Source organism: Asprobacillus argus, from assembly GCF_032248395.1.
Lineage (GTDB): Bacteria > Bacteroidota > Bacteroidia > Flavobacteriales > Flavobacteriaceae > Polaribacter > Polaribacter argus.
Genome location: NZ_JAVTTO010000005.1, coordinates 56068 through 78604, shown reverse-complemented (window position 1 = coordinate 78604; position 22537 = coordinate 56068). Strand labels below are relative to the sequence as shown.

Annotated in this window: 22 protein-coding genes; 3 read left to right on the top strand and 19 right to left on the bottom strand. The window is 33.4% G+C overall.

Translation table 11 applies throughout. From position 1 onward, the window contains the following. Window positions 1-62 precede the first annotated feature (62 nt). From RQM59_RS12965 to RQM59_RS12895, 15 genes are all read right to left on the bottom strand, one after another. Window positions 63-1064: a helix-turn-helix domain-containing protein gene (locus RQM59_RS12965; protein WP_349242549.1), complete on the bottom strand. Its 1002-nt coding sequence runs from the start codon at window positions 1062-1064 to the stop codon at window positions 63-65. 245 nt (window positions 1065-1309) lie between these two features. Further along, window positions 1310-1477, bottom strand: a complete 168-nt coding sequence (locus RQM59_RS12960) for a hypothetical protein (protein WP_349242548.1) — start codon at window positions 1475-1477, stop codon at window positions 1310-1312. A gap of 32 nt (window positions 1478-1509) precedes the next feature. Further along, the gene (locus RQM59_RS12955) at window positions 1510-2352 is read right to left on the bottom strand and encodes an NmrA family NAD(P)-binding protein (RefSeq protein WP_349242547.1); all 843 of its coding nucleotides are present in this window, start codon (window positions 2350-2352) and stop codon (window positions 1510-1512) included. A gap of 11 nt (window positions 2353-2363) precedes the next feature. Then, window positions 2364-2849, bottom strand: coding sequence for an anthrone oxygenase family protein (locus tag RQM59_RS12950; protein WP_349242546.1), 486 nt, complete (start codon window positions 2847-2849; stop codon window positions 2364-2366). After that, a complete protein-coding gene (locus tag RQM59_RS12945; protein WP_349242545.1) occupies window positions 2846-3241 on the bottom strand; it encodes a DUF5367 family protein in 396 nt (131 codons plus the stop codon). The genes RQM59_RS12950 and RQM59_RS12945 overlap by 4 nt, the downstream gene beginning before the upstream one ends. Window positions 3242-3332: 91 nt before the next feature. Further along, the gene (locus RQM59_RS12940; protein ID WP_349242544.1) at window positions 3333-4184 is read right to left on the bottom strand and encodes a helix-turn-helix domain-containing protein; all 852 of its coding nucleotides are present in this window, start codon (window positions 4182-4184) and stop codon (window positions 3333-3335) included. 200 nt (window positions 4185-4384) lie between these two features. After that, window positions 4385-4861, bottom strand: a complete 477-nt coding sequence (locus RQM59_RS12935; protein ID WP_349240324.1) for a hypothetical protein — start codon at window positions 4859-4861, stop codon at window positions 4385-4387. Between the two features lie 448 nt (window positions 4862-5309). Next, window positions 5310-5774: a DinB family protein gene (locus RQM59_RS12930; protein WP_349242543.1), complete on the bottom strand. Its 465-nt coding sequence runs from the start codon at window positions 5772-5774 to the stop codon at window positions 5310-5312. After that, window positions 5771-6415 carry a GNAT family N-acetyltransferase gene (locus RQM59_RS12925; RefSeq protein WP_349242542.1) on the bottom strand — a complete coding sequence of 215 codons (645 nt, stop codon included), beginning with the start codon at window positions 6413-6415 and terminating at the stop codon, window positions 5771-5773. Before RQM59_RS12925 ends, RQM59_RS12930 begins: the two co-directional genes overlap by 4 nt. A gap of 358 nt (window positions 6416-6773) precedes the next feature. Continuing rightward, window positions 6774-7568: a cation efflux transmembrane domain-containing protein gene (locus RQM59_RS12920; RefSeq protein WP_349242722.1), complete on the bottom strand. Its 795-nt coding sequence runs from the start codon at window positions 7566-7568 to the stop codon at window positions 6774-6776. 1 nt (window position 7569) lies between these two features. Then, on the bottom strand, window positions 7570-9753 hold the full coding sequence (locus RQM59_RS12915) for a TonB-dependent receptor (protein ID WP_349242541.1): 2184 nt from the start codon (window positions 9751-9753) through the stop codon (window positions 7570-7572). Window positions 9754-9820: 67 nt separating this feature from the next. Further along, window positions 9821-10231: a Fur family transcriptional regulator gene (locus RQM59_RS12910; protein ID WP_349242540.1), complete on the bottom strand. Its 411-nt coding sequence runs from the start codon at window positions 10229-10231 to the stop codon at window positions 9821-9823. A gap of 315 nt (window positions 10232-10546) precedes the next feature. After that, window positions 10547-12259: a hypothetical protein gene (locus RQM59_RS12905; RefSeq protein ID WP_349242539.1), complete on the bottom strand. Its 1713-nt coding sequence runs from the start codon at window positions 12257-12259 to the stop codon at window positions 10547-10549. Next, window positions 12256-13833 carry a hypothetical protein gene (locus RQM59_RS12900; RefSeq protein WP_349242538.1) on the bottom strand — a complete coding sequence of 526 codons (1578 nt, stop codon included), beginning with the start codon at window positions 13831-13833 and terminating at the stop codon, window positions 12256-12258. Before RQM59_RS12900 ends, RQM59_RS12905 begins: the two co-directional genes overlap by 4 nt. Next, window positions 13833-14051 carry a helix-turn-helix domain-containing protein gene (locus RQM59_RS12895; protein ID WP_349242537.1) on the bottom strand — a complete coding sequence of 73 codons (219 nt, stop codon included), beginning with the start codon at window positions 14049-14051 and terminating at the stop codon, window positions 13833-13835. Before RQM59_RS12895 ends, RQM59_RS12900 begins: the two co-directional genes overlap by 1 nt. A gap of 138 nt (window positions 14052-14189) precedes the next feature. On the opposite strand from RQM59_RS12895, the gene RQM59_RS12890 reads away from it, so the two are divergent. After that, window positions 14190-14384 (top strand): hypothetical protein, encoded by a 195-nt coding sequence (locus tag RQM59_RS12890; protein ID WP_349242536.1) that lies wholly within the window; start codon window positions 14190-14192, stop codon window positions 14382-14384. A gap of 699 nt (window positions 14385-15083) precedes the next feature. Here RQM59_RS12890 and RQM59_RS12885 read toward each other — a convergent pair. Together RQM59_RS12885 and RQM59_RS12880 are read right to left on the bottom strand one after the other, a co-directional pair. Further along, complete coding sequence (locus tag RQM59_RS12885) at window positions 15084-18947, bottom strand: restriction endonuclease subunit S (protein ID WP_349242535.1); 3864 nt, start codon at window positions 18945-18947, stop codon at window positions 15084-15086. Between the two features lie 15 nt (window positions 18948-18962). After that, complete coding sequence (locus tag RQM59_RS12880; protein WP_349242534.1) at window positions 18963-19175, bottom strand: helix-turn-helix transcriptional regulator; 213 nt, start codon at window positions 19173-19175, stop codon at window positions 18963-18965. Window positions 19176-19343: 168 nt separating this feature from the next. Here RQM59_RS12880 and RQM59_RS12875 point away from each other — a divergent pair, with 168 nt between their 5' ends. Together RQM59_RS12875 and RQM59_RS12870 are read left to right on the top strand one after the other, a co-directional pair. Next, entirely contained in the window at window positions 19344-19544 is a 201-nt protein-coding gene (locus tag RQM59_RS12875; protein ID WP_349242533.1) for a hypothetical protein, read from the top strand. Between the two features lie 249 nt (window positions 19545-19793). Beyond that, a complete protein-coding gene (locus tag RQM59_RS12870) occupies window positions 19794-20657 on the top strand; it encodes a tyrosine-type recombinase/integrase (protein ID WP_349242532.1) in 864 nt (287 codons plus the stop codon). On the opposite strand, the gene aroC is transcribed toward RQM59_RS12870, so the two are convergent. Next, window positions 20654-21718: a chorismate synthase gene (gene aroC / locus RQM59_RS12865; RefSeq protein ID WP_349242531.1), complete on the bottom strand. Its 1065-nt coding sequence runs from the start codon at window positions 21716-21718 to the stop codon at window positions 20654-20656. The genes RQM59_RS12870 and aroC overlap by 4 nt on opposite strands. Next, window positions 21718-22503 carry a sulfite exporter TauE/SafE family protein gene (locus tag RQM59_RS12860; protein ID WP_349242530.1) on the bottom strand — a complete coding sequence of 262 codons (786 nt, stop codon included), beginning with the start codon at window positions 22501-22503 and terminating at the stop codon, window positions 21718-21720. Before RQM59_RS12860 ends, aroC begins: the two co-directional genes overlap by 1 nt. Window positions 22504-22537: the final 34 nt, after the last annotated feature.

Sequence of the window (22537 nt, the reverse complement as noted above, 5' to 3'; positions counted from 1 at the left end):
TGTTCAGCATTAAATTGCTAAAGGACTTTACTAAACATGTTTCCTTTAACGAAAAATAATGGCTATACTTTTTTGTAGGCTGATGGAGTTAGGCCTGTTTTTTTCTTAAAGGCAAGATTGAAAGAAGTCACATTTCCAAACCCTGAATCATAGGCTATTGTTGCAATTTTAGCATTCTTATAATCTGGATGTTTTAATAAGAGCTCCGCGTTTTCTATACGATATTGATTCACAAACTCATAAAAATTCTGTTCGGTATTTTCATTAATAGCTTGCGATATTTCTCTAGGTTTCACATCTAACCTCTTAGAAACAACATCCAATGTCACATGTGTATCTAAATAGATTTGATCGGTATCAAAAAGAACTTTAATTCTATTAAATAGTTTTATCGAGTTTTTTTTATCCAGATTGGAACTGTTATACTTCTGTAAAGTGAATTTATGTCTATTTAAAAAAAGATAGCTGAAGGCATAAATTAATAAGGAGTAAAATATAGGGCCTCGTATATAGTACATCTTAAAATCGAACAGATTGCCTACATAATGAATCCAAATTAAGGTAGCACCAATTAAGAGATTACGATACCAAACAACTACACTTTTGGAAGTGTTGTTCTTGTTTTTTCTGAGGTAAGACCAAGATAAGATCAGGTAAAATAAAAGATGGAAAACCACAATACCATAGTTCCAGAAGGATTCAAAGTGACCATTTCTTGGAACAAAAGGAATTAAAAAGAGAAATAGAACAAACGGGAGATAATGAATGTAATCCTTTATGTAGAATTCACGATTTTTAGTAAACAATGTCTTCCCATAAAATAACAGTGAAGGAGAAGCAAAGAGAATCCCCGAAATACCAATATTGTTTTGCCAATTCTCTAAGGTAATGTAGTAGTTTAATACGGATTTTCCGATTCTAATAGTAAGTCCTAATAAGAAAAGAGCAAGGAAAAGATGAGATTTTCTATCACCATTTTTAAGCGTTAATAAATAGATGCTTAAAAAAATACCTTGTGCTAACCCAAGAGATGCTAGAATTAAAATAAGACCTGTAGTTAACATGCGTAGTGATTAAAACTTAACTGCTATTGATATTTGCATTGTAAAAATGGATATTTTTTTGCCAAAATCCTTTAAAGAACATGTTCCTTTAACTAAATAACGGTCTTGTGTATGAGTAGTAGCGAGCTTATATGCCATACTTTTCGGAAAGTAAATTACAAAATAAAAAAAGAATAGCGACTTGAATTAAGACTCAAATCGCTATTAATTATGCATGTTGTTGGCAATAGTTTAATTAGGATTTTTTATTTCTCATTCTCTTTTTTAAATCTAGTTCCAAGAGCGGTTCCAAAGACTAAACCCACACCAGCTCCTAAAGACAAACCAATTGCAATATTATTTGACAAGATTCCAATGCAAAGGCCGATTCCTGCGCCAAAAAGAGCGCCTAATGCTATTTGTTTATTTTTCATGTTATATGTTTTTTAAAAATTGTTAAATGGTATTATATATTTTGTGCAATGGAATGACTCCAAATCCCTGTGTCAGCAGTTTCTTGTGCATATTTTAGAAATGTTTTTGCTTTTCTACCTAGAACTTGTTCAATATCATCAACTACCAGTTGATTCTTAGGATTAGTTAAAACATGACTAAATAAATACTCGATTAACCAAACAACATCATTAGGTATTTGCATTTGCTTCATACCATCAATATACTGTTCTAATGTGATGTCATAGAAGTTTAATTTTCTGTTGCTAACCCTTGAAATGATATTCACAATATCTTTAAACGTGATTAATTCTGGACCAGTTAACTCAATAATTTCACCATTATAAGTATCATCTAGTAATACAGTTGCAGCTACTTCTGCAATATCATTTGCATCTACAAATGGAATTAAAACATCAGACATTGGTAATGCCACTTCTCCTGAAAGAATAGGGTCTAAAAAGAAACTTTCGCTCCAATTTTGGTTGAACCACGAGGCTCGAACGATTGTATAATTTATGCCAGAATCCATTACAATTTTTTCACAAGCTTCAGCTTCAGCCTCACCTTTTCCAGAAAGTAATACCATTTTTTTAACTCCTAATTCTTTAGCTAAATAAGTTAAACTTTCTATAGCTTCTTTGGCTCCTGGAACTGCTAGGTCTGGATAATAAGTGACATACATTTTTTCAATACCGTTTAAGGCATCTACCCAAGTATTTTTATTGCCCCAATCAAAGCTTGGTGATGAATTTCTTGAACCAATTCTTGGCTCAATTCCTTTGTTTTGTAATTGCTCTACTACTCGGCGACCAGTTTTGCCAGTTCCTCCGATTACTAAAATGTTTGTTTTCATAATGATTTGTTTTAAAATGTTTTTTGAATAAATATTGATATAAGTAATAGTATGAATGAAAACATACTTGAAATGGTTCTAATACCATGGAAATGATTCCAAGCACCTTCATAATAGGTTCTAAAATCCTTTAGCTCTATTAGGTTAAGCTTGGTAATATTTAATGCTTCTAGTTCATTGTTTAAGGGGACATTTCCAAAGGCTGTAACTCCAAAAGTGCCAATTAGATAAATGATTGTTGATGCCAACACTAACACAAATACAGTTTTGTTGTTGAACTGTAAATAAGTAGTTATTACCAATGCAATTAAGCTTCCAAAGAATACAAGGAAGAACACCGGATTTAAGATTTCTCTATTAATGCTTTGCATTGTTTCCAAATACGTTAAATGACCTACTTTTTTTGTTCCCAATATGACTGAGATAGACCAAGCGAAGAAAAAACCTACGGAAAGTGCATTCAATAAAACCGTTATAAAAAGAACAATAGTTTTCATGCTTTGATTTTTTTATTAGTTAAATGATTTCCGAAATAGAATACAATGAAGTAAAACTCAACTACAATTGTATAAAACATTGGATCCCCGAAAAATTCTGAATAGCTTCCACCATTTGGAATTATAAATACTGGAACGGTGATTATTACATCTAGAAGCGTAGCCACAATAACGAATGTAAGCCCCAATGCAGATGGTTTTATGTAACTTTTTGTATAGAACAGATATGTTCCTATACATGAGCTAGGTATGATGCCTAAAGCCAATGCGACATTAGATTGTAATTCAGGATTTTCTAAAATTGGGACATAAAATGATAAGAGGTAAAAGCTAACGCCTAAAATCCAAACGAACATACCACATACAATGCTAAATAAATTTTTACTAATCATAATCTTTAGTTTTTGAATTATGATACAAATCTATATTAGCTGTCTTCCAACGACTTATTCAGAAAGAATTATGATTTATTCGAAAAGAATTTTACACTTGGCTAGGTCTGTAGCCAAACTTTTTTTCAAAAGCGTTAGAGAAAGAACCTAAACTATCGTACCCTACAACCCAAGCAGCTTCTTGAATTGTTTTTTGTTCGTTTTTAATTAAACTGTAGGCTTTTTTTAAACGTTCATTTTGTAAGTATTTGAAAACAGGAACGCCAAACTGCGCTTTAAATTCTATTTTAAGCTTATTAGTGTTAGTACCAATTCTGTTGGCTAATTCTGTTAATGAAGGTGGATTTTCTAAATCTGATAATAAAATTTCTTGAGCAAGATTTATTTTTTCTATTTGCGAAGTATCAAGTTTTGTGTTTTGTTGTTTTGCCAATTGCCCAAAATAATGAGAAAGTAAAGCCGTGATATGACTTTTATAAAACATCATTTTAATCTTACCCTCATAAGTATTGCTAAAGAATTGTTCAACTAATTGAAACATTTCTGGACTCATATTGAATACAGGACCTTCAACATAATGATCATTTGGGTGAATTAATTGATATAAAAATTGTTCCAGGAATTGACCTTCATCATTAGGCAATTTGTCTATGTTTCTTATTGTTGTAGCGATTACTAGACATTGCAGCGATTTTAGTTTGGAAACATGATGTTCAAATTCTACCATATTATCTGCATAAAATGATAGAACCATTCCTTTGGTGTGATGGAATTCTTTGACTTTCCCATTAAATTTTACGTTAAGACCAACATCGCCTGCTCCATAAAAGGCGATAGCTATTACGGGCTCGTCAAAAAAACATGAATCTATTAAACTATTCTCGGTAGAAGCCTCTTCCAACAAGATTGTGTAGTCATTTATATCTATTATTTCACGATTCATTCTTATAAATATCTCATTCGAGTTTAATTATTGCCAACGGCCTTGTGTATGAGCTGTAGCGGATTTAAAGCTACAACTTTTCAGTTTACAACATACCTATTAAAATGAAAAAACGATTCAAATATGCACTTAAACCGCTATTGCTTATACACGTTGTTGTATTTTGTTATTCTTTTAAAATTTGAAAGGTTTACATCGTATTATTTTTTAGATGCTAGACTAGCTAAATGCTTAAAAGCTTCTATTATTTTACGACTACGACTATTATCTTCTTTTTCTAAAAAAAAATCAATAAAGTCAACTTCTAATTTATTTGCGGGTTCTCTCTCAACCCCTTTCTTATATGTTCCTTTATATTCGTATCTAGTGCACTTCTCTGTATTAAAATCAAGGAATATTTGTGCTCCTTCATTGTTTACTTTATCAAGTTTTGTGATAGCACATTTAGTGATAGCATAAACACCATCAGTGATGTAAGTAATTTTTAAATCGGTTTTATCTAATTGAAAAATAAAATCATCAGGGGATGTGAAAATAGCAGTTTTAAACTCTGATTTATTCTTATTGATAAATTCAATAGTTTCTTCCCAATTCATTTTATTCGAAGTTTCTTGAGCACTTATGCTTGATATTGAGCTTATTACTATAATTAAAATTGTAATCTTTGTTAGTTTCATATTACTGTTATTTAATGAAGTACAACAGAGCGCTAAACGCAGTTCTGTTTCGAGAATGAAAAGATACTAAATTCTTTTATCAATATTTTGAGCAAAAGACTTCGATATAATCTCAAATTATTGATTGTCAATTAGCTTCGTTTTCTCGAAGCGTTTATGTAGAATTTAATGTCTTGGGAATTCGAGAAATAGGATCAAATTGCATTTAGCATGAGTTGTACACTTTTTTGGTTCGATACCCGCTCAAAGGCGATTCGTATATTTAATGAAAGACAAGCAATTTGGTTTAGCGCTCTGTTGTAAACAATTTACTTTGAGATGTAGTGTTTGCGTAGCAACACAGATCAAAGTTCGCCTTTGGCGAATTGTTTACAACGGTTAGTATATGCGTAGTTGCTGACTATAGGAAGCAATTATCGCATATACATTGTTGTAGTGCGTTTTTTATTTATCGTTTATAGAATATGTAGTCAGTAACAATTGGGGAAATTCCATTCTGTCTTAAATCTGATATTATTTGTCCTTTATGGTGCGTAAAGTGATTAGCAACGTGAAATAAGATTTGCTGAATCGAATTTTTAAATTCTTCTCCTTTTGAATTACAATAGGATATTAATTCATCCAATTCACGCTCGTTAAGAATCTTAATAACATTCTTAAAGTTATCGTTATCTATTCTTTTACATTCCTCAAGTGAATGTAGTTCGTGTACACCAAATTGGCTTTTATTGAGAATTCTTGCATTCCATATTTGCTGTGCATTAATTGAATGAGAAAAAAGAGGAATTGTCCTACTTGTTATTTCATTTTCGTTCTCAGTAAGTTGTTCAGCCAACTTTTGATTAAAGTGATTGTGATATTCAAATATGTCTTTGAAGAATTCTTTCATTTTACTTTTTGGTTTAATTTTCAAAATTCATTTGTTTTATAGCGCTTTACCGTCTCAACGAAAGGTTTTGGTGCTTTTCTAAATCGGAGTTGCTGAAAAAAATCGTCTGGCATAAATTCTTTCAATATTGGTAAAGATTCATCAATTTCATTTTGCCTTGTTCCAATTTTTTCATCAGTCAGTATGTCAAACCCAAAATCAGAATACAATTTAATGGCTCTAAAACTTGAAGGTTGAGTATGAAGATATATTGGGTAATCTTCATCTTTTAAACTCTTCATAATAATTGAGAATAGTGCACGACCAATTCCATTGCCTTCTGCTTTTTTCAGCACTTTGAACCAATGAATAGCATTAAATACTCCATAGGCTTTCCAAACCATACAAGTCGCTAAAGGGTTATCATTTTTATCGCATACGAATAAAGTCTTATTATAGAATTCGGTTTCTTTTCCTTTGTAAGTAGAATTGAAATATTCTACCATGAATTGGTCATATTCCATTGCATCTTTAGGATTGTCAAAGGGAAAGGCCCTCCAAATAGGTAGTTCGTCTTCTCTGCAACTTCTAATTTTAAATTCTTTTGATAATTCGGAAAGTGCATTTTTATCAAGTGATTCGCACATCATAAAAATGTTATAATCTGGTATTTCTTCTTCTTTCATTTTTTATTAATGCACTACAACGGTCTTGTATATGGCTCGTAGCGTGCAAAATAGCTGTTTCCTTTCGGTTGGGCACAAGCCAGATTTTTAAATTTTTATATTTACTTTTTTTTCAAATATAATCAAATTTAAAAATTTGGCGACCTCGCAAATACACCTTAACTTCGGTTATGTAACTAAATAGCTATGAGCTATATACGTTGTTGTGCATAGTGCTTTTCACGTTCTGCTTGGTTTTCCGATGTTTGTTGTTTAGTTCTAAAGTGAGCGTTGGCAAGACATACTCTTTTACAGTTTTGGTGGTGCGATGGCTTGAGCGACTGTAAATGTGTTTGGCTTTAAGCGTTGGCAATTTCGATTACTTGCTTAATTTCAAAATCCGAAATGCACCTTGTATTACCACTATAAAAACGATTGTTCCAACAATTAAATCAGGTTTGTTGGAATTTAGCCAATTCACTAAAATTCCTGCGATTATTACTCCCAAATTGATAATCACGTCATTTGATGTAAAAATCATACTCGCTTTCATATGTGCCTCTTCTTTGCTCTTTGACTTTTGCAAAATGTAAAGACAAATTCCGTTTGCGATAAGTGCTAAAATCGAAACGATAATCATCGTTGAAAAATCAGGAAGTTTCTCAGCTCCAAAAAATCTTCTCAATACTTCCACAAATCCGATAATCGCAAGTGTTATCTGAAAATAGCCTGCAATTTTTGCAATCCGTTTTTTCTTAATCAACGTTCCACCAACCGCAAACAAACTAATTCCGTACACGAAACTGTCCGCAAGCATATCTAAACTATCGGCAACCAATCCCATTGATTTCGAGATGAGTCCTGTGGTCATTTCGATAATGAAGAAGACAAAATTTATCGCCAGTACAATCCAAAGTAGCTTTTTTTGGTTGGTGTTTTCTACAAAATCTTTTTCGTTGATTTCTTCGGTCGAAATTTTCTTTCCGCCTAAATTTAATTCGATAATTGACTTTTCAATTTGGTCGTTTTGACCATCGTGAAAAACAGTCAGTTTTCGGTTGGGAATGTCAAAATCGAGATTTTTGATTTCTTCAATTCCGTCCAGTTTCATTCGAATTAGATTTTCCTCGGAAGGGCAATCCATCTTACTGATTTCAAAAATTGTTCTGTTCATTTTAGTCGTCATCTTCATTTCCAAAAGGTTTTATAATTATTCCAACGCTAAATATAAAACCGTCTGTTGGTGCATATATTTCGGGAAATTCTGGATTGTCGTGTGGTGGCAAAACTAAAGGCGAGAACCTGCTTTGTCTTCTGTCGGTAAAGTTTTCAAAATTCACAAAAGCACTACCAAATTTAAAGTTTCGCATTAACAATAATCCCATCGTTACAAAATCGGTTGTTTCAGTTCCATTGGACAAAAATTGTTTTCCTGTGTAAAACGTTTCATAACCGATTCGCCATTTTTCAGATTCGTACATCAAAACACTTCCTGCGTTATGTTTTGCAGTTAGCGGTTTTTGTGGATTTCCAGCCAAATAATTCAATTTTGTGTCAATGAGTGCATAATTTAAGAACCATCGAAAATCTTTGTAGGTAAACTTGATGTTTGTTTCAGCACCTTTGCTCAAAATTTCGTCTGTTGCATTCTCAAATTGAAAAAATCCATTATCAGTTGAATTTAACAGTAATGCATCATTAATCGCAGTTACATAAAACAGTTGGTTAATAGAAAAACCTACGGTTTCAAATAAGCGTGTTTGATAGTTGAAATCAAGATTTACACCATAAGAACGTTCCGCTTCTAATGAAGATTTATCAATTCCAAGTACATTTTCAAAATTGATAAATTCAGCTTCTTCTGTAAAAATATCTGGAATTTTGTAGCCTAAACCACCACCAATTCTGCTCGAAAATCCGCTATCGTTTTTGTATAGCAATGAAACTCTTGGAAGCGGAAAGAAGCCAAAATCAGTATTGTAATCTGCTCGTAATCCTGTTTCCAAAATCCAATTATCCGAAATGTCATAAATATTATTTACAAATGCTCCGAATGTTATATCTGTTTGGTCACGTTGCAAAGTCGCATTATCATTTTCATCAAAATCAGAAGTATAGAGATTTGCACCAAAAATCCAATCTGTTTTATTGGCGGACTTTTGATAGTTCATTTCTGTGAATGTATTTATTTGTTTTCCGTCAAAAGCAAAATCGGGAATGGTTAGTTTTCTGTCAAAGAATGAGATGCTGTTTTTAATATTTAATGAACTAACCGAATCTAATTGAGTTTCGTAAACCGCTTGACTGCTCAACCTTTTCGATAGATTTTCTTCGGTATATTGATGGATGCCATTTTCGCCACTTTCAATTTTTGTGATGTCGCCACCAATTCTATCGTCATACGTTCCATTTAAGCCAAACCAAAATGTTGTTTTTTCCGATGGATAATAAAATAATTTTGGGTTGAAAGAAATAGATGTTGTTTGTGGTAAATTACTAAAACCATCATCTTCTGGGTCGTAAACCTTTTGATAATGACCTGAACCGTATAATGAAACTCCAAATTTTTCATTCCGTTTGCTATAAAATACGTTAGCAGTACTTCCTAACGCTTGTGTTTGTGTCAACATAATATCCAAAGTTGGCTCTTCGTCTGGTGCTTTTGATACCATATTTATCAAACCTCCAATTGCTCCACCGCCATAAAGTGTTGATGAACTTCCTTTAATGATTTCAAATTGTTTTAAGTCCAATGGCGGAATTTGCAGAATACTCAAACCGCTTGAAAATCCGCCATAAAGTGGAAATCCATCTCGTAAAAGTTGTGTGTAACGACCATCAAGACCTTGAATTCTAATGTTGGTATTTGCACTACTTAATGAAGTTTGTTGCATCTGTATTCCTGTACTTTCTCGAAGTACCATTGAAATATTGGTCGGATTCATTACCGCTTTTTCGCCTAATTCTTCCGCTCCAATAAATTCAATTCGAGTTGGAATTTTTCTTACTGTGCGTGTACTTCTTGAAGATTGTATGACAACTTCGTCAAGTTCATTACCTCCCGATTCGAGCTTGAAAGCGAACTCCTTTTGTGTTCCAACATCAATAGTAGTTTCTATGGTTTTGAAGCCTATGTATGAAATTTTTATAATGTGGTTTCCATTTGGGATTTCTGTAAATGTGGCAATTCCGTCAAAATCTGTTACTGCTCCTTTTTCTAATTCTTCAAAATAGACGGTCGCTCCCAATAATGGTTCGTTGGTTTCTGCATCTTTCACAGAAATGGAAATATCGCTCGTCTGTGCGAACGTTATAATTGATACGAATAGAAATAATGTGTTTAAAAATATGTTTTTCATCTGCTTATTCTGGTTTAAAAGAATAATGCAAATGTATTTGGGATTTACTGCAACTCGATTGCAAAGATTACTTGTTACAGTTGTCGCATAGACCTTTTACGACCATATTTGCTTGTTGTTGTTTGAAGTTTTCAGGAAGTTGAATTTTGGGAATAGGAACATCAAAAAGGCAGAATGTTTTATCGCAGTTTTTGCAATAAAAATGATAGTGCAAATCCTTTGGGTCGCAGTTACAACCTTTGGCACAAACCGCATATTTGGTCATTCCAGAACCATCTTCAATGCTGTGGATAACTTTGTTTTCCTCAAATGTTTTCAGCGTTCTGAAAATCGAACTTCTGTCCGTGTATGCCAATGCGTTTTCAATATCTTTCAACGATTGTGCTTTTTCTTGGCTCAAAAGATGTCGTAAAACCACAGTTCTGACTGCGGTGTTTTTTACTTTTTTTATTTTTAGGATTTCTTCTTCGGTTTGCATTTTCCTAATGTATCATTTTTTTCGAGCGTTGGCGAAAAACAGCTCTTTTATTTTTTTTAGCGTTGGCTTTTTGCGGTTGGAAAAAATAAATGTGCTGTTTGCGCGTTGGCTTTTTTAGTTCAAACTTTCAATTTCAGAATGATTTTTCGCATTGTGCACAACGTTCCATGTATGGTGTCGTAGCTATCCCGCAGGGTAGCTATGCACTATACATATTGTTGTGTTTTCGTTCTTTTTCTTCATTTTTTTTCGTGCGTTGGCTTTGCTCTTTGCCACCGCAGGTACGAGGATGGCAATGTGCAAATAGCGTTGGCATTACCAAAACATATACTTTCCACTTTTCTTTTCTGCTAATAGTTTCTCGTTGTCAAACCCCATTCCCTTATTATATTGTTTATCAAAAATTTCAGGTAAATCAGGAGTAGTTACAATTCTGTCTGCTTTCTCAATTTTCTTTTCTGTTAATACTCCGTTCAAATACCCACCACAAACTTCAAGCTCATCTGAACAAATCAGCTTACCATGTAATTCTTCTCTTAGATAAAGGTAGTTTATGAAATCTTGAGGTCTTTTCTTCTTTGCAATCATTGTCAGAAAAAATGTCTCTAAGTCATCAAGTTTAATCACCCAAGGATATATTCCGTCTTCTTCAACCTCTAAAAGAGTCGATAGATCATTTTGTATTTGCCCAAATGAATTGATATTAACAATAATTGAAAAATCATTTTCTTCATATTGAGTTGTGTCAATTTCTTCAATCAGGTTCCCATTCTTATCCTCAATTTTTAAAGGAACTTGATCAATAAATTTCTGTTCAACTCTTTTAGTTTGTGTATGCCCATAACCAATACAAGCTTTGAAGTCATCCTTTATTTTCACAAATGCTTTGTTAGGATCACGCATTGGCTCACGCAAATTGTATCCTTTTGCTTCAATGATAAAAGCATATTTTTTCCATAGAAACAGTATGTCTTGTTCACAACCATCAACATAATAACCCTCAAAACATTTATAATCTTTTTTGAAGAATTTCTTGAACAGGTTTACAATCCTATTTTCAAGAAGCTTCCCTTTTTTGTCAATGAGCTTGTCTTTTGCTTTACTCTGTTTCGAACAGATCCTTTCAAGCAAATCATCAATTGCATGAATTACCTGTTTAACTTCAAACACCTGAAATATTTCTTCTCCAATATCTATGATAGGAAACTCATATAGCGGATTGCTTGGTCTTGTTGAAGTGTAGTATAGAAAATCACTTTGTCCTCTTTTGCAGGTAAGAAGCGATAAAATGATATTTATCGTTTCAATTGATAATTCATCAGAAACCAAGTCTTCTAATTTGAAGCGGTTAATGATACCATGATCAGCAACGAACGTATACATGGGTCGATTTTGCTCTCCCATCTCTTTGATAAAATCAGGAGCTTCATCAACAACACCCATTTGGATTTTGGTGTAGGTTAACCATTCTTCTTGAAAAAGATCTTTTCTTGTTCCAAATCCTTGAAATTTTCGCTGGACTAAATCATCTAAATTATTGTAGAATTGAATGAAGTCTTCAGTTTTTACACCGGTTTCAGCTTCAATCGCATCATCTAATTGAGAGTACAAGTCATTTACCCAATTTATGGTTTGCTCTTCATAGTTTAATGGACCTTGATTAAAGTAAGATAGGAATGATGGCATAGCCACTTGCCTAATTTTTTTCCATTCTTCATCAATTTCTTCGTCTGGTTTTGGGAAGAAAAGCTTATCATACTCCCGTTCTATTTCATTCAGGAGTTCAACAATCTTATTCCATTTCTCAGGTGTGTATTGAATATCTATCCCATTACTACCATCAGAGGAAACAGCAAGACCACCAAGGAAATATAGCTGACGCATAGGTGAAGAGAGTTGACCAAGTTGATCTTGTGCTCTTCCTGAAGCTATGTTTTTCATCAAACCTGAAAGATCACCAAGAAACCATTGAGTATCATAGGTTGATACCAAATTTTTTAATTCTTGTGACTTAGTTTCTAAGCTCATTTTTTGTTCTTTTCCTTTAGAAATAATGACTCTAGGGTATTTAATGTGAAAATTGACTTGATAAACATATCGGTTGCGACTTCAACTAAATTGTTATCTTCTAAATTGAAATACTCCATAGCACGTTTGACATTTTTATTTTTCTTACTAAAACGGTGCGCTGCAAGTCCTGATCTTAAATCCTGCAAGTGTCTAAGGAACTCAATCATTTCAGGGATTTCATGACCTTTCGATTTTAGAAATTTCTCAAATTTTGTAATCCCTTTATCATTTTGTTCAAGTTCAATTCCTTTTCCTAATTCTTTTTCATTTAGACTGTCAATTGTGATTTTAACCAACGCCAATATTTGCTCGCAAAATGCTTTAATATTATTTGTTGTAGGAATGTGTAGAGATTTGAAGTTATGACTGTCTTCATCAGACAATGGCTTGTATATTGACCAACCGAAATTTTTAGCCCATTTTTTGTTTATCGAATCATATTTCTCTTTAAAGAATAAATCAGGAGTTCCAGAATGTTCAGCCCAACTTCCCTCAATCATTGTTTTGTAATAAGCGGCACTCATGCCTTCTCTAGGAGGAATATTATATTGTTTCCAATGTAGCTGCTCTTTTTGCGGTATAGTTCTTAACTCGACAAGGAATACGGCCACATATTCATCATGATGGTTATCTATTTTTAATGAAAAAAAATCTGAACTAACTCGCCACCCAGAGACATTATATCTTGATGGGTCATTGTAATATTTGTCTAAAACCTCTTTTTTGAAATAGGTCAAAACGAAATATTTTTCGTTTTCCTTTTCACATGATTGATAGACCTCATTACCATTGTCATCATAACCAGTCATAAATGACTCGTATTGGAAATTATCAAAATGATAAGTATTGCTTTTAGACGGGTCATACTTTATAAAACACTTGCCATGAATCCAGCTTTGAGTTTTCTTCGGTTCTAAGTGCCTTATAAAATGATTGTACGTCCACTTTTCTTCTTTGAAGTCTTGATCTTTGGGTTCTGTTTCAAGTTCTGACAAGCTTTTGGATGATAATCGCATGAAGTCAAAACAGATGGAAAAATTGACCTTGCGAACCGAAATGTATTCCATTAAATAGCTTAGTCTAACTTGAACTTTTTTAGGCTGAATTTTAATTACTTCTACTAAGTCTCCAACTTCATCAATAAAGTAGAAGCTTCTCTTCTTTTTATTCTCGCCTTTTTCATAGAGCTTGAAATAGAGGACAAATTCTTCTGCTATTTCGATATAGCTATCATGACCTCCGTTAAAATTGAAATGCTTGGAAAAAATGAATGGCTCAATTCCTTCATCTGAATAGGTTTCATATCTGCCATCCCCATAAACAGCTGGTTTTCCTTCAGATGTTGGCTGAATAACCCAATCTCTATCAAGTTTATAAGAATCAAACCTATCTTGATTTACAAGACAGCAAAATATTAGATGTTGGTCAACATCATTATGCTCGCTTTCATATATAGTGACCCAACCATTTTTAATAAAACGGGTCTCTATTAGGCTAATTTTATCGACAAGAAGAAAGTCATCTCGTTTCATTAGTCATTCTCCAATTTCAAGTCTTTGAAAATTTCCTCAAACATCTCTCCTGGAGATATGTCAATTGCCAAAGCAATCAAATAGAGTTCATCTGCACGGAGCTTAGTTGATTCGTTGGAAGTCAATTGAGATAGTCGTGCTTGACTGATTCCCGTTCGTCTCGAAACCATAGCTCTATTCACAGATTTTTTGGTCAAATAAAGTCCTAAAGAGGTCATAAATCTTTCGAATTTGTTGAGATAAATTTAACTCTTATAAAGAAAAATATAGAATATCTAAAGTTTTATTTTGAATTTTGATAGATTATAGATAGATTTGTTTAGAAAATCTAAAGAATACTTTTTAAAACTTACATTATGAGCAGAAGATATACCAAAGCGGATTTAGAACAAATTGTTTCAGTTCAACTGGAAAACCTCAATGCTATGCATGACCTATTAAGTATCATGAAGCATCAAAATGAATTATTGAATAGTGCCAACAAGAAATTGAAAGATGAGATCACCGATTTTAAGCAAAAGTTATATCCAACTCGAAAAAGAAACTCCTAATTCAGCGGGAGGGAGGTTAAGCTCTTTTGGTTTTTTGGGGTTGGTTTGTGCAAAGGAGAAAACCAAATGTGCTTAATGTGCGGTTGGCTTTTCCGAATGAAACACAACAGAGCGCTAAACGCAGTTCTGTTTCGAGAATGAAAAGATACTAAATTCTTTTATCAATATTTTGAGCAAAAGACTTCGATATAATCTCAAATTATTGATTGTCAATTAGCTTCGTTTTCTCGAAGCGTTTATGTAGAATTTAATGTCTTGGGAATTCGAGAAATAGGATCAAATTGCATTTAGCATGAGTTGTACACTTTTTTGGTTCGATACCCGCTCAAAGGCGATTCGTATATTTAATGAAAGACAAGCAATTTGGTTTAGCGCTCTGTTGTAAACAATTTACTTTGAGATGTAGTGTTTGCGTAGCAACACAGATCAAAGTTCGCCTTTGGCGAATTGTTTACAACGTTCTGTGTATGGGGCGTTGCTGACCGAAGGGAGGCTATGACCTATACACCTTGTTAGCTACTGTAGCCCGATTAGCACTGCCGTTTCTGTTTACTATTTATTTTCTTTTTTCATTGCCCTTTTTCCAAGCGAGGGGAGAAGAGATTTTTATTTGATTTTCTTTTTTTTAATCTGCGCGTTGGCTTTGCTCTTTGCCACCGCAGGAACGAGGATGGCAATGTGCAAATAGCGCTGACATTTCTATTCTAAATATTTTTTTAAAACCTTTTCTTTTTGCTCATCCATAGTCGCCAATTCACTTTCTATTCGATCTATTTCTGTTTCGAGTTTATTTATCTTGTTAACTATTTTCTGTTGTTCAGAAATTGAAGGAACTGGAATTTTAAATTCTTCCAATTGCTGTTTTGTGATTGCTTGTCTTGAGGTAGCTCCTTCTCCAATTTGTAAAAGTTGATTTTTGTATTCAGTACTTACCAAAACCATTTGCACGTATTTAGGCAAAGCCTTATCATTTGTCCGAATGATTGAAACGTGCTGATTTACCCTTGCTGGCAAATATCCTTCTGGAACAATACAGCATCTTGTTATTGAAGCCCCTGTAATGTTAAATAGAACATCATTTTTCTCAACATTTACGTTATCAAGTTTTTTCGCTTGTTCATCATTTATAAATACTAACCCCTTTTCTACAAAACCGTAATCATAAATATTTTGGCTTCTGATTAAACTGATACCGCTACTTTGATATGAAGAATTGCCACCTTTTGGCGTTGCACCACTTCCAATTTTTGAAGTAATTACTTTTAGTTTTGTAGCTATTCCTGAAGCTCGGTTGATAACGGAAGAAATATCTTCTCTCAACCGCTCTATTTTCTCTATCCCTGCTTTTTCTTTCTGTTCTACTGCATCTATTTCTATTATGATTTTATCTTGAGTTGATTTTGGTGGTAATGGAACTCTAATTTGAAGCAAATTATGTTGATTGAGCTTTGGCACATTCAACCCTGTAATGTATCCGCTCAAATCAAATTGATTAAGTATTTCAACTAAATACTTGTCCTTAATAAGCTCATCATTGACTTTCAGAATATGAGCATGATTGTTCACCCAGTATTTGCCTGAAACAATAAATGAGGAGTTTTCTTTTGCACCCCATTTTGCCCCGTCTTCCCCAAGCAGAATTAAGCGCTCGTCAAAAATATAATCTGCAACGTAATCAATAATACCTGTTGCACCGTAATAAGGATATGGCCCCTTCTTTCTATCTCGTTTTGTAACCGGTTTCCTTCTTTCGTCAAGAAGAGTAATTAAGTTATCGCCCAATTTACGTACAGGCCATTTGCTAGCTACTTTGACTTTTTTTTTTGCGTTAATGGAAATGGCTTTTTCAAAGCTCAATTTCTTAAAGTCAATTAATTCTGTTAGATCAAAAGTACTTAGGTTGTTTTGCAAACTTTCTATTATATCTTTTTGCTCACCTAAAAATGCATGATATATATAGCTGTTGGCTTTCTCTTCGTTTAAGTGATTGTCCTCATCATAGAGCTTGGTTGAAGGTTTGCCATTGTCTCGATACATCTTTATACCTTCATGTCCTCGTCTACTACTAAACTCGTAACCAATAAAATCTTTTTCGGCTTGTTTTTCACCAACCTTAATTAAAACCGTTTGTTGTGGTTGTGCTAAAAAGAAATAAAGCATTTTATCCTGTTCCTTAGAAAACACTTTTTTGTAAAACAAGCGTGTAATTTCTTTAGGTTGTTCTATTTCAAGTTTTTCGATTTCCTTTTGAGTTTTAGCTTTTTTCTCTTCGTCCTTCTCCTTTTTTAGTTTTACTCTTAGTTTATCTAGTACGCTTTTATGTTTTTTCTTGAGATTCTTGATTTCAGTTAAGCCGTTAAACCATGCTTTGTAATCAATAAAAAATTCTTGTTTACTTATGGTTTCATTTGGTTTTTTGTTTATCAAACTGAAATAGTCTTGTAAAGAAACATCCTCAAAAACTTCTTCTATATATTTCCCAAAAGCTTTTTCAATGCCATTTATCGTAGCTTCTTTGGGTTTTTCAAAGAACTTCTTAATAGCAGTTTCTATCTTTTTCCAATCATTATTAGCTCTACGTTCTAAAAAGAGAGTTACGGTATTGGTACCTGTTGCCATAAAGGTGTTTGAGCCAAATTCAGCAATCGCTTTAATCGAAAAGTATTTTAAAATAACTTCTCTGGCATCAGTATAAATTCCAGAATTACTAAGTATAGAGCTTGGTAAAATGATTCCTGCCCAACCTCCAGGTTTCAATAGTTGTTTGGTACGCTCAATAAATAAACTTTCAATTTCTGAACTGTCGTCTGTCAGTCGATTGAAAAGATTGAAAGATTCCTCACCATTTTTGAGTGTGTTTTTAAATGATGAAACCGAGTAAGGAGGGTTTGCAACTAAAATGTCAAAAACACCATTGTCTTTGGGGTCATCTTTGCTTACTTCTTTGAGTTTCCCTTTATAATCTGTACTATTTTTAAAATGATCTAAACCGTCTGCATGAATCACATTTGCCAGCCCATCACCATTTAGAAAGCAACTTACTTTGGCGGTTTTTACCAAACGATAATCTGCTTCAATACCATAGACATAATCGTATGCCCAATCAAAAGGATTAATTTTCCAACTACTCAAGTTTCGTTTTACTGAAGGACGCTGTTTGGTTTCATCAATCTCTTGAATAATGTTTTGAACTTCATCCATTGCTTCAGTGAGGAAGTGACCACTTCCAGCAGCATAATCTATAATATATGGTAGTATTTGGGTTTTGTCATTGTCAATATTTTTATTGATAAGCTCTCGGATAGGTAATGATGAAATAATAAACTTAGCTATAGGAACTGGAGTAAAAAACTGTCCAGCTTCCTGTTTAATTCCTGTACTTAAAAGTAGTTCAAAGAAGTCTCCCAAAAATTGCTGTTTATGTCCATACCGAATTTGATAAGGTTGAAGTAATTCCACAACTTCACGCACTACAACAGCATTCTCACGGAATGACTTTTCGTCAAAAACTTCTTTAAAAGCAAATTCTGGATTTTTTCGTAAACGTAAATCCGAGAACATTTTTAAAATTTGTTCTCTGTCTGCCTGGTCTAATCGAATTAGTTTATCCGAAACTTGACTCTGATTATAATCTGTTACTTCTTTAGTTAGATAGTCTTTCATTCCCTTTTTGTACAGATCATTCAATCTATTCTGGAGGGATTCATCCGTATCATCATCTTTCCATTGAAAGTCTAATTCTTCAGTGTCCTTTCTATCTTCATCAACTATTTTGCATAGAAATAAATTGAAGATTTTATTGAAGGCATTTGGCTTATCTGAAACAACATTGTGCCTTAAAATTTCTGCAAATTGATTAAAGATCCTTCCACTATCTTCCTCTGTAAGCTCTTTTAATCTATTTCGGGTTATAGCTTTAATTTCAACGTCATAGGCATTTGCCCAGTCTTCAAAAATCCCATTGTCTTTAAAGTTCTTGTTCCAATGATCAAAAACTTCCTTTTGATTATTCAGTTCGTTCCATTGTTCATCAACTTTTACAATTTCATTGGAATAATCAATTTTTCCGTCTGAAACACGAGAAGCATAAAGACAGAGGTATTGTGCAGCGGTATCTTGTTGGAAATATGAAAAAAGTTGCCCACCATCACGCTGCATCTTCTTTTTCTCTTTCTCGTATTCATCTCCCCAAGTTTTACACTCAATCATTAAATAGGCTTTGTCATCCTTGTCGAAGACTAGAATGTCCAATTTGCCTTTTTCTTTTCTTCCCATTGGCCATTTATGTTCCAACGAAAGTTTATTTGGAGCATATCCTTTTTCTAAAACTCTGTCAACACATTCTAACACAACAAAATTTTCACTGTGTTCAAAATTGCTTGTAGTTAAGTCTCCTAATTTGATCTTTGATCCGTACTCAATTTTTTCGTTTTCAAAATCTATTTTGAGGATATAGTCCTTATGCTTGGGATAATTTTTATAGTAAATATCTTTCTCTCCGTCCTGTGGTTTGAAACCTATAATTTGGATGAGTTCTTTTATTTCTGTTTTCTTTATTTTCATAGAGCTCAATCCATTCTAATTTTTCGTTGATACAAAAAGCTCTCTAATATCTATATCAAGAAACTGGGCAATTTGATGAAAGACCTCTACAGAAGGTTGAACATCATTAGTACACCATCTCGAAACAGTAGATTCTGTTTTGTCAAGATACTTTGCTAGCTCCTTAGATGATACATTCTTTTCAGCCAATACAGCTTTTATCCTATTGTAATTTATTTTATCCATCATGCAACTAAATTGCTGTTTGGTGTAAATATAATATGTTCAAAACAAACGGTTTTAGTTCAGGATTATAGTTTCATGCAAATTTCTTTCGTTTTAATCGAATTAAAATTTCATAAAACAACAATTAATTGTATTTTCGTAAAAATTAATTATTGTCAAAAAGCAATTCTTATGAGCAGAAGATATACCAAAGCCGATTTAGAACAAATCGTTTCAGTTCAACTGGAAAACCTCAATGCCATGCATGACTTATTAAGTATCATGAAGCATCAAAATGAATTATTGAATAGTGCCAACCAAAAATTGAAAGATGAAATCACCGATTTTAAGCAGAAGTTGTATCCAACTCGAAAACGAAATTCAAATTCTTAAATGTGCGGGTGGGGAGGCAAGCTCTTTGTGGCTGTCCTGAAGGGCAGACGCAATGTGCTTGTCTGTGCGTTGGCAAAATCAAATAAAAATCTCTTGTGCGGTGGGGAAATTATCACTGACCTTTTTTAGGGCTATTGTAGCTAACGTTAGTATATCCAAACTTAACATTTTTATGACCAATAACCAATGGAATAAAGAGGTTATTCAGAACTTTTTAATAGATTTGAAATAACCTATGAAAAAGAAGTTATGTCACACCTTTTAGATTTTAAAACTATTTTAGAGATCAAAAGATATAGCCAAAATACTATAGAAAGCTATATGAGTTCGCTAAATACTTTTACAAAAGAACATGAGTATACCATAGAAATACTCGAAAAACTTTCAGATAAGGATATTATTTTATCTTCTGTAAATAGTATTAAAAAGAAGAACTATAGTGTTTCTTCACAAAAACAACTAATAGGAGCCTTAAAATTATTTTACAAGGAAATTTTTAAACGTAGTATAGATTTTTCAATAATATACCCAACCAGAAAATCAGAACATTTGCCTTCAATTTTATCGAAAAAAGAAATGTATGATATTATCACCTCCACAGAAAATTGTAAGCATAAAACTATAATTGCTACAATTTATGGTTTAGGGTTAAGAATTAGCGAGCTTATTAATTTATGTATCGTAGATATCGACAGTGACAGGATGTTGGTAACCATAAAAAATAGTAAAGGAAAGAAAGATAGAGTGATCATGTTACCCAATAATTTACTGCTACTATTGAGAAAGTATTTTATAAAGTACAGACCAAAGGTTTTTCTTTTCGAAGGCGTTGGTTATAAAAAATATAGCGATAGCAGTATTAGGAAAATCCTAAAAAAGGCAGTTGTAAATTGTGAAATCAGAAAACATGTCACAGTACATACACTACGGCATAGTTTTGCAACTCATTTATTAGAAAATGGTACGGATATTAGGATTATACAAAAATTATTAGGGCATAAAAATATCAATACCACTTTAGTGTATGTTAAAGTAGCAGACTCAACTATCAAAAATGTAAAAAGCCCGATAGAAGACTTAATTATTTTAAAAACAAGTGATGTAAAAGCCTAACTCTTTCTAGTCTTATTCAACAAATAAAAATCTGCTAATACCAAAGCGGTCAAAGCCTCTACAATAGGCACAGCTCTGGGTACGACACAAGGATCGTGACGCCCTTTTCCTGATATGGTTGTTTCTTCTCCATCAGAGTCGATGGTAGATTGATCTTGCATGATGGTGGCTACAGGTTTAAAGGCCACTCTAAAGTAAATATCCATGCCATTACTAATACCTCCTTGAACTCCACCTGATAGATTTGTTTGTGTAGAACCATCTTTATTAAAGAGGTCATTATGTTCACTACCTTTCATTTTAGCTCCACAAAATCCACTACCGAACTCAAAACCCTTTACTGCATTGATAGATAGCATGGCTTTTCCCAACTCAGCATGAAGTTTATGAAAAATAGGTTCGCCCAGTCCAACAGGTACGTTTTGTGCTACACAGGTGATGGTTCCTCCGATAGTATCACCAGCTTTTCTAATTTCTTTGATCTTTGCAATCATGCGCTCCGCTGTTTCAGGATCAGGACAACGAACATCGTTACTTTCTGTATTGGAAAAATCAATATCTTGATAGGGCTTTTCCATAAAAATATCCTCTACAGATGAGGTAAATGCATTGATATTGATATGAGCAATCAACTGTTTAGCCAAAGCTCCTGCAACGACCCAATTCGCTGTTTCCCTTGCCGAACTTCTTCCGCCACCTCTATAGTCTCTTAAACCATATTTTTGATCATAGGTATAGTCCGCATGAGAAGGTCTATATGTATTGGTATTGTGCGAGTAATCTTTAGACTTTTGATTGGTATTCTTGATCATAAAACCAATAGAAGTACCCGTTGTTTTTCCATCAAATATTCCGGAAAGAAATTCAACCGTATCGGGTTCTTTTCGTTGTGTAACGATCTTGGATTGCCCAGGCTTTCTTCTGTCTAATTCTTTTTGAACAGCGCCTAAATCAATCGTTACACCAGCAGGAAACCCATCAATAATTCCACCGATAGCGATACCGTGAGATTCACCAAATGTGGTTAATTTTAATAAATTTCCAAAAGAATTAAAAGCCATTAAAAAAGTTCTAAAAATTGAGTTGCTAAGATACTATAAAAATCAGGAAACCATAGCTTGATGGCCATGACTAGTACCATAACAATCAAGAATTTCTTAATGATACCATCTCCTTTATTTACGGACCATCTACTCGCTAACCATGCGCCAGATGCATTTCCAAGGGATAGAATAAAACCGTATTTCCAAAACACCTGATCATGATAGGCGAAAATAAGAATGGCAATACAATTAAAAACGAGTGCGACAAACACTTTGATGGCATTACTCTTTACCAGGGTGAAATGGTTAATGCTTGATAAGAAAAGTAGCATGATAAATCCAACACCTGCTTGAATAAAACCGCCATATAATCCTACAAAAAAGAAAGCGATGACTCCCCACCAAAAATGTTTTCCAGTGATACGTTCTAAAAGATCTTTTGCTGATTTTTTTCGAGCAAATACCATATACCCAACAACGAGTACCATGATCACTCCTAAGATCTTATTAAATATTTCTCCTTTAATGTTTACGCCGGCTAATGCGCCAATAACCGCTCCGGCCGCTGCGGAACCAGCCAGGTAGATACTAAAAGGAAAGGAAGAAACGCCTTTACTTTGAAAGCCTTTAACAGCAAATATGTTTTGAACAATAATCGCAATTCTATTCGTTCCGTTAGCTACAGTAGGTGGGAGTCCCATAAAAATAAGCATTGGTAATGTCAGTAGCGAGCCACCTCCTGCCAGTATATTTATAGCTCCTGCTATAAAACCAATAAGCACTAAAAGAATGTAATCTAACATGAGCAGATTGTGAGTATACAAATGTATCTATTTC

Coding starts and splice junctions, on each gene's coding strand:
- RQM59_RS12965 (WP_349242549.1), bottom strand. CDS start 1,064: ATGTTAACTACAGGTCTTATTTTAATTCTAGCATCTCTTGGGTTAGCA.
- RQM59_RS12885 (WP_349242535.1), bottom strand. CDS start 18,947: ATGAAAATAAAGAAAACAGAAATAAAAGAACTCATCCAAATTATAGGT.
- RQM59_RS12955 (WP_349242547.1), bottom strand. CDS start 2,352: ATGAAAACAAACATTTTAGTAATCGGAGGAACTGGCAAAACTGGTCGC.
- RQM59_RS12925 (WP_349242542.1), bottom strand. CDS start 6,415: ATGAAAGAAGAAGAAATACCAGATTATAACATTTTTATGATGTGCGAA.
- RQM59_RS12905 (WP_349242539.1), bottom strand. CDS start 12,259: ATGAGCTTAGAAACTAAGTCACAAGAATTAAAAAATTTGGTATCAACC.
- RQM59_RS12880 (WP_349242534.1), bottom strand. CDS start 19,175: ATGATGGATAAAATAAATTACAATAGGATAAAAGCTGTATTGGCTGAA.
- RQM59_RS12960 (WP_349242548.1), bottom strand. CDS start 1,477: ATGAAAAATAAACAAATAGCATTAGGCGCTCTTTTTGGCGCAGGAATC.
- RQM59_RS12915 (WP_349242541.1), bottom strand. CDS start 9,753: ATGAAAAACATATTTTTAAACACATTATTTCTATTCGTATCAATTATA.
- RQM59_RS12945 (WP_349242545.1), bottom strand. CDS start 3,241: ATGATTAGTAAAAATTTATTTAGCATTGTATGTGGTATGTTCGTTTGG.
- RQM59_RS12875 (WP_349242533.1), top strand. CDS start 19,344: ATGAGCAGAAGATATACCAAAGCCGATTTAGAACAAATCGTTTCAGTT.
- RQM59_RS12870 (WP_349242532.1), top strand. CDS start 19,794: ATGTCACACCTTTTAGATTTTAAAACTATTTTAGAGATCAAAAGATAT.
- RQM59_RS12910 (WP_349242540.1), bottom strand. CDS start 10,231: ATGCAAACCGAAGAAGAAATCCTAAAAATAAAAAAAGTAAAAAACACC.
- RQM59_RS12920 (WP_349242722.1), bottom strand. CDS start 7,568: ATGAACAGAACAATTTTTGAAATCAGTAAGATGGATTGCCCTTCCGAG.
- RQM59_RS12860 (WP_349242530.1), bottom strand. CDS start 22,503: ATGTTAGATTACATTCTTTTAGTGCTTATTGGTTTTATAGCAGGAGCT.
- RQM59_RS12890 (WP_349242536.1), top strand. CDS start 14,190: ATGAGCAGAAGATATACCAAAGCGGATTTAGAACAAATTGTTTCAGTT.
- aroC (WP_349242531.1), bottom strand. CDS start 21,718: ATGGCTTTTAATTCTTTTGGAAATTTATTAAAATTAACCACATTTGGT.
- RQM59_RS12900 (WP_349242538.1), bottom strand. CDS start 13,833: ATGAAACGAGATGACTTTCTTCTTGTCGATAAAATTAGCCTAATAGAG.
- RQM59_RS12935 (WP_349240324.1), bottom strand. CDS start 4,861: ATGAAACTAACAAAGATTACAATTTTAATTATAGTAATAAGCTCAATA.
- RQM59_RS12950 (WP_349242546.1), bottom strand. CDS start 2,849: ATGAAAACTATTGTTCTTTTTATAACGGTTTTATTGAATGCACTTTCC.
- RQM59_RS12895 (WP_349242537.1), bottom strand. CDS start 14,051: ATGACCTCTTTAGGACTTTATTTGACCAAAAAATCTGTGAATAGAGCT.
- RQM59_RS12940 (WP_349242544.1), bottom strand. CDS start 4,184: ATGAATCGTGAAATAATAGATATAAATGACTACACAATCTTGTTGGAA.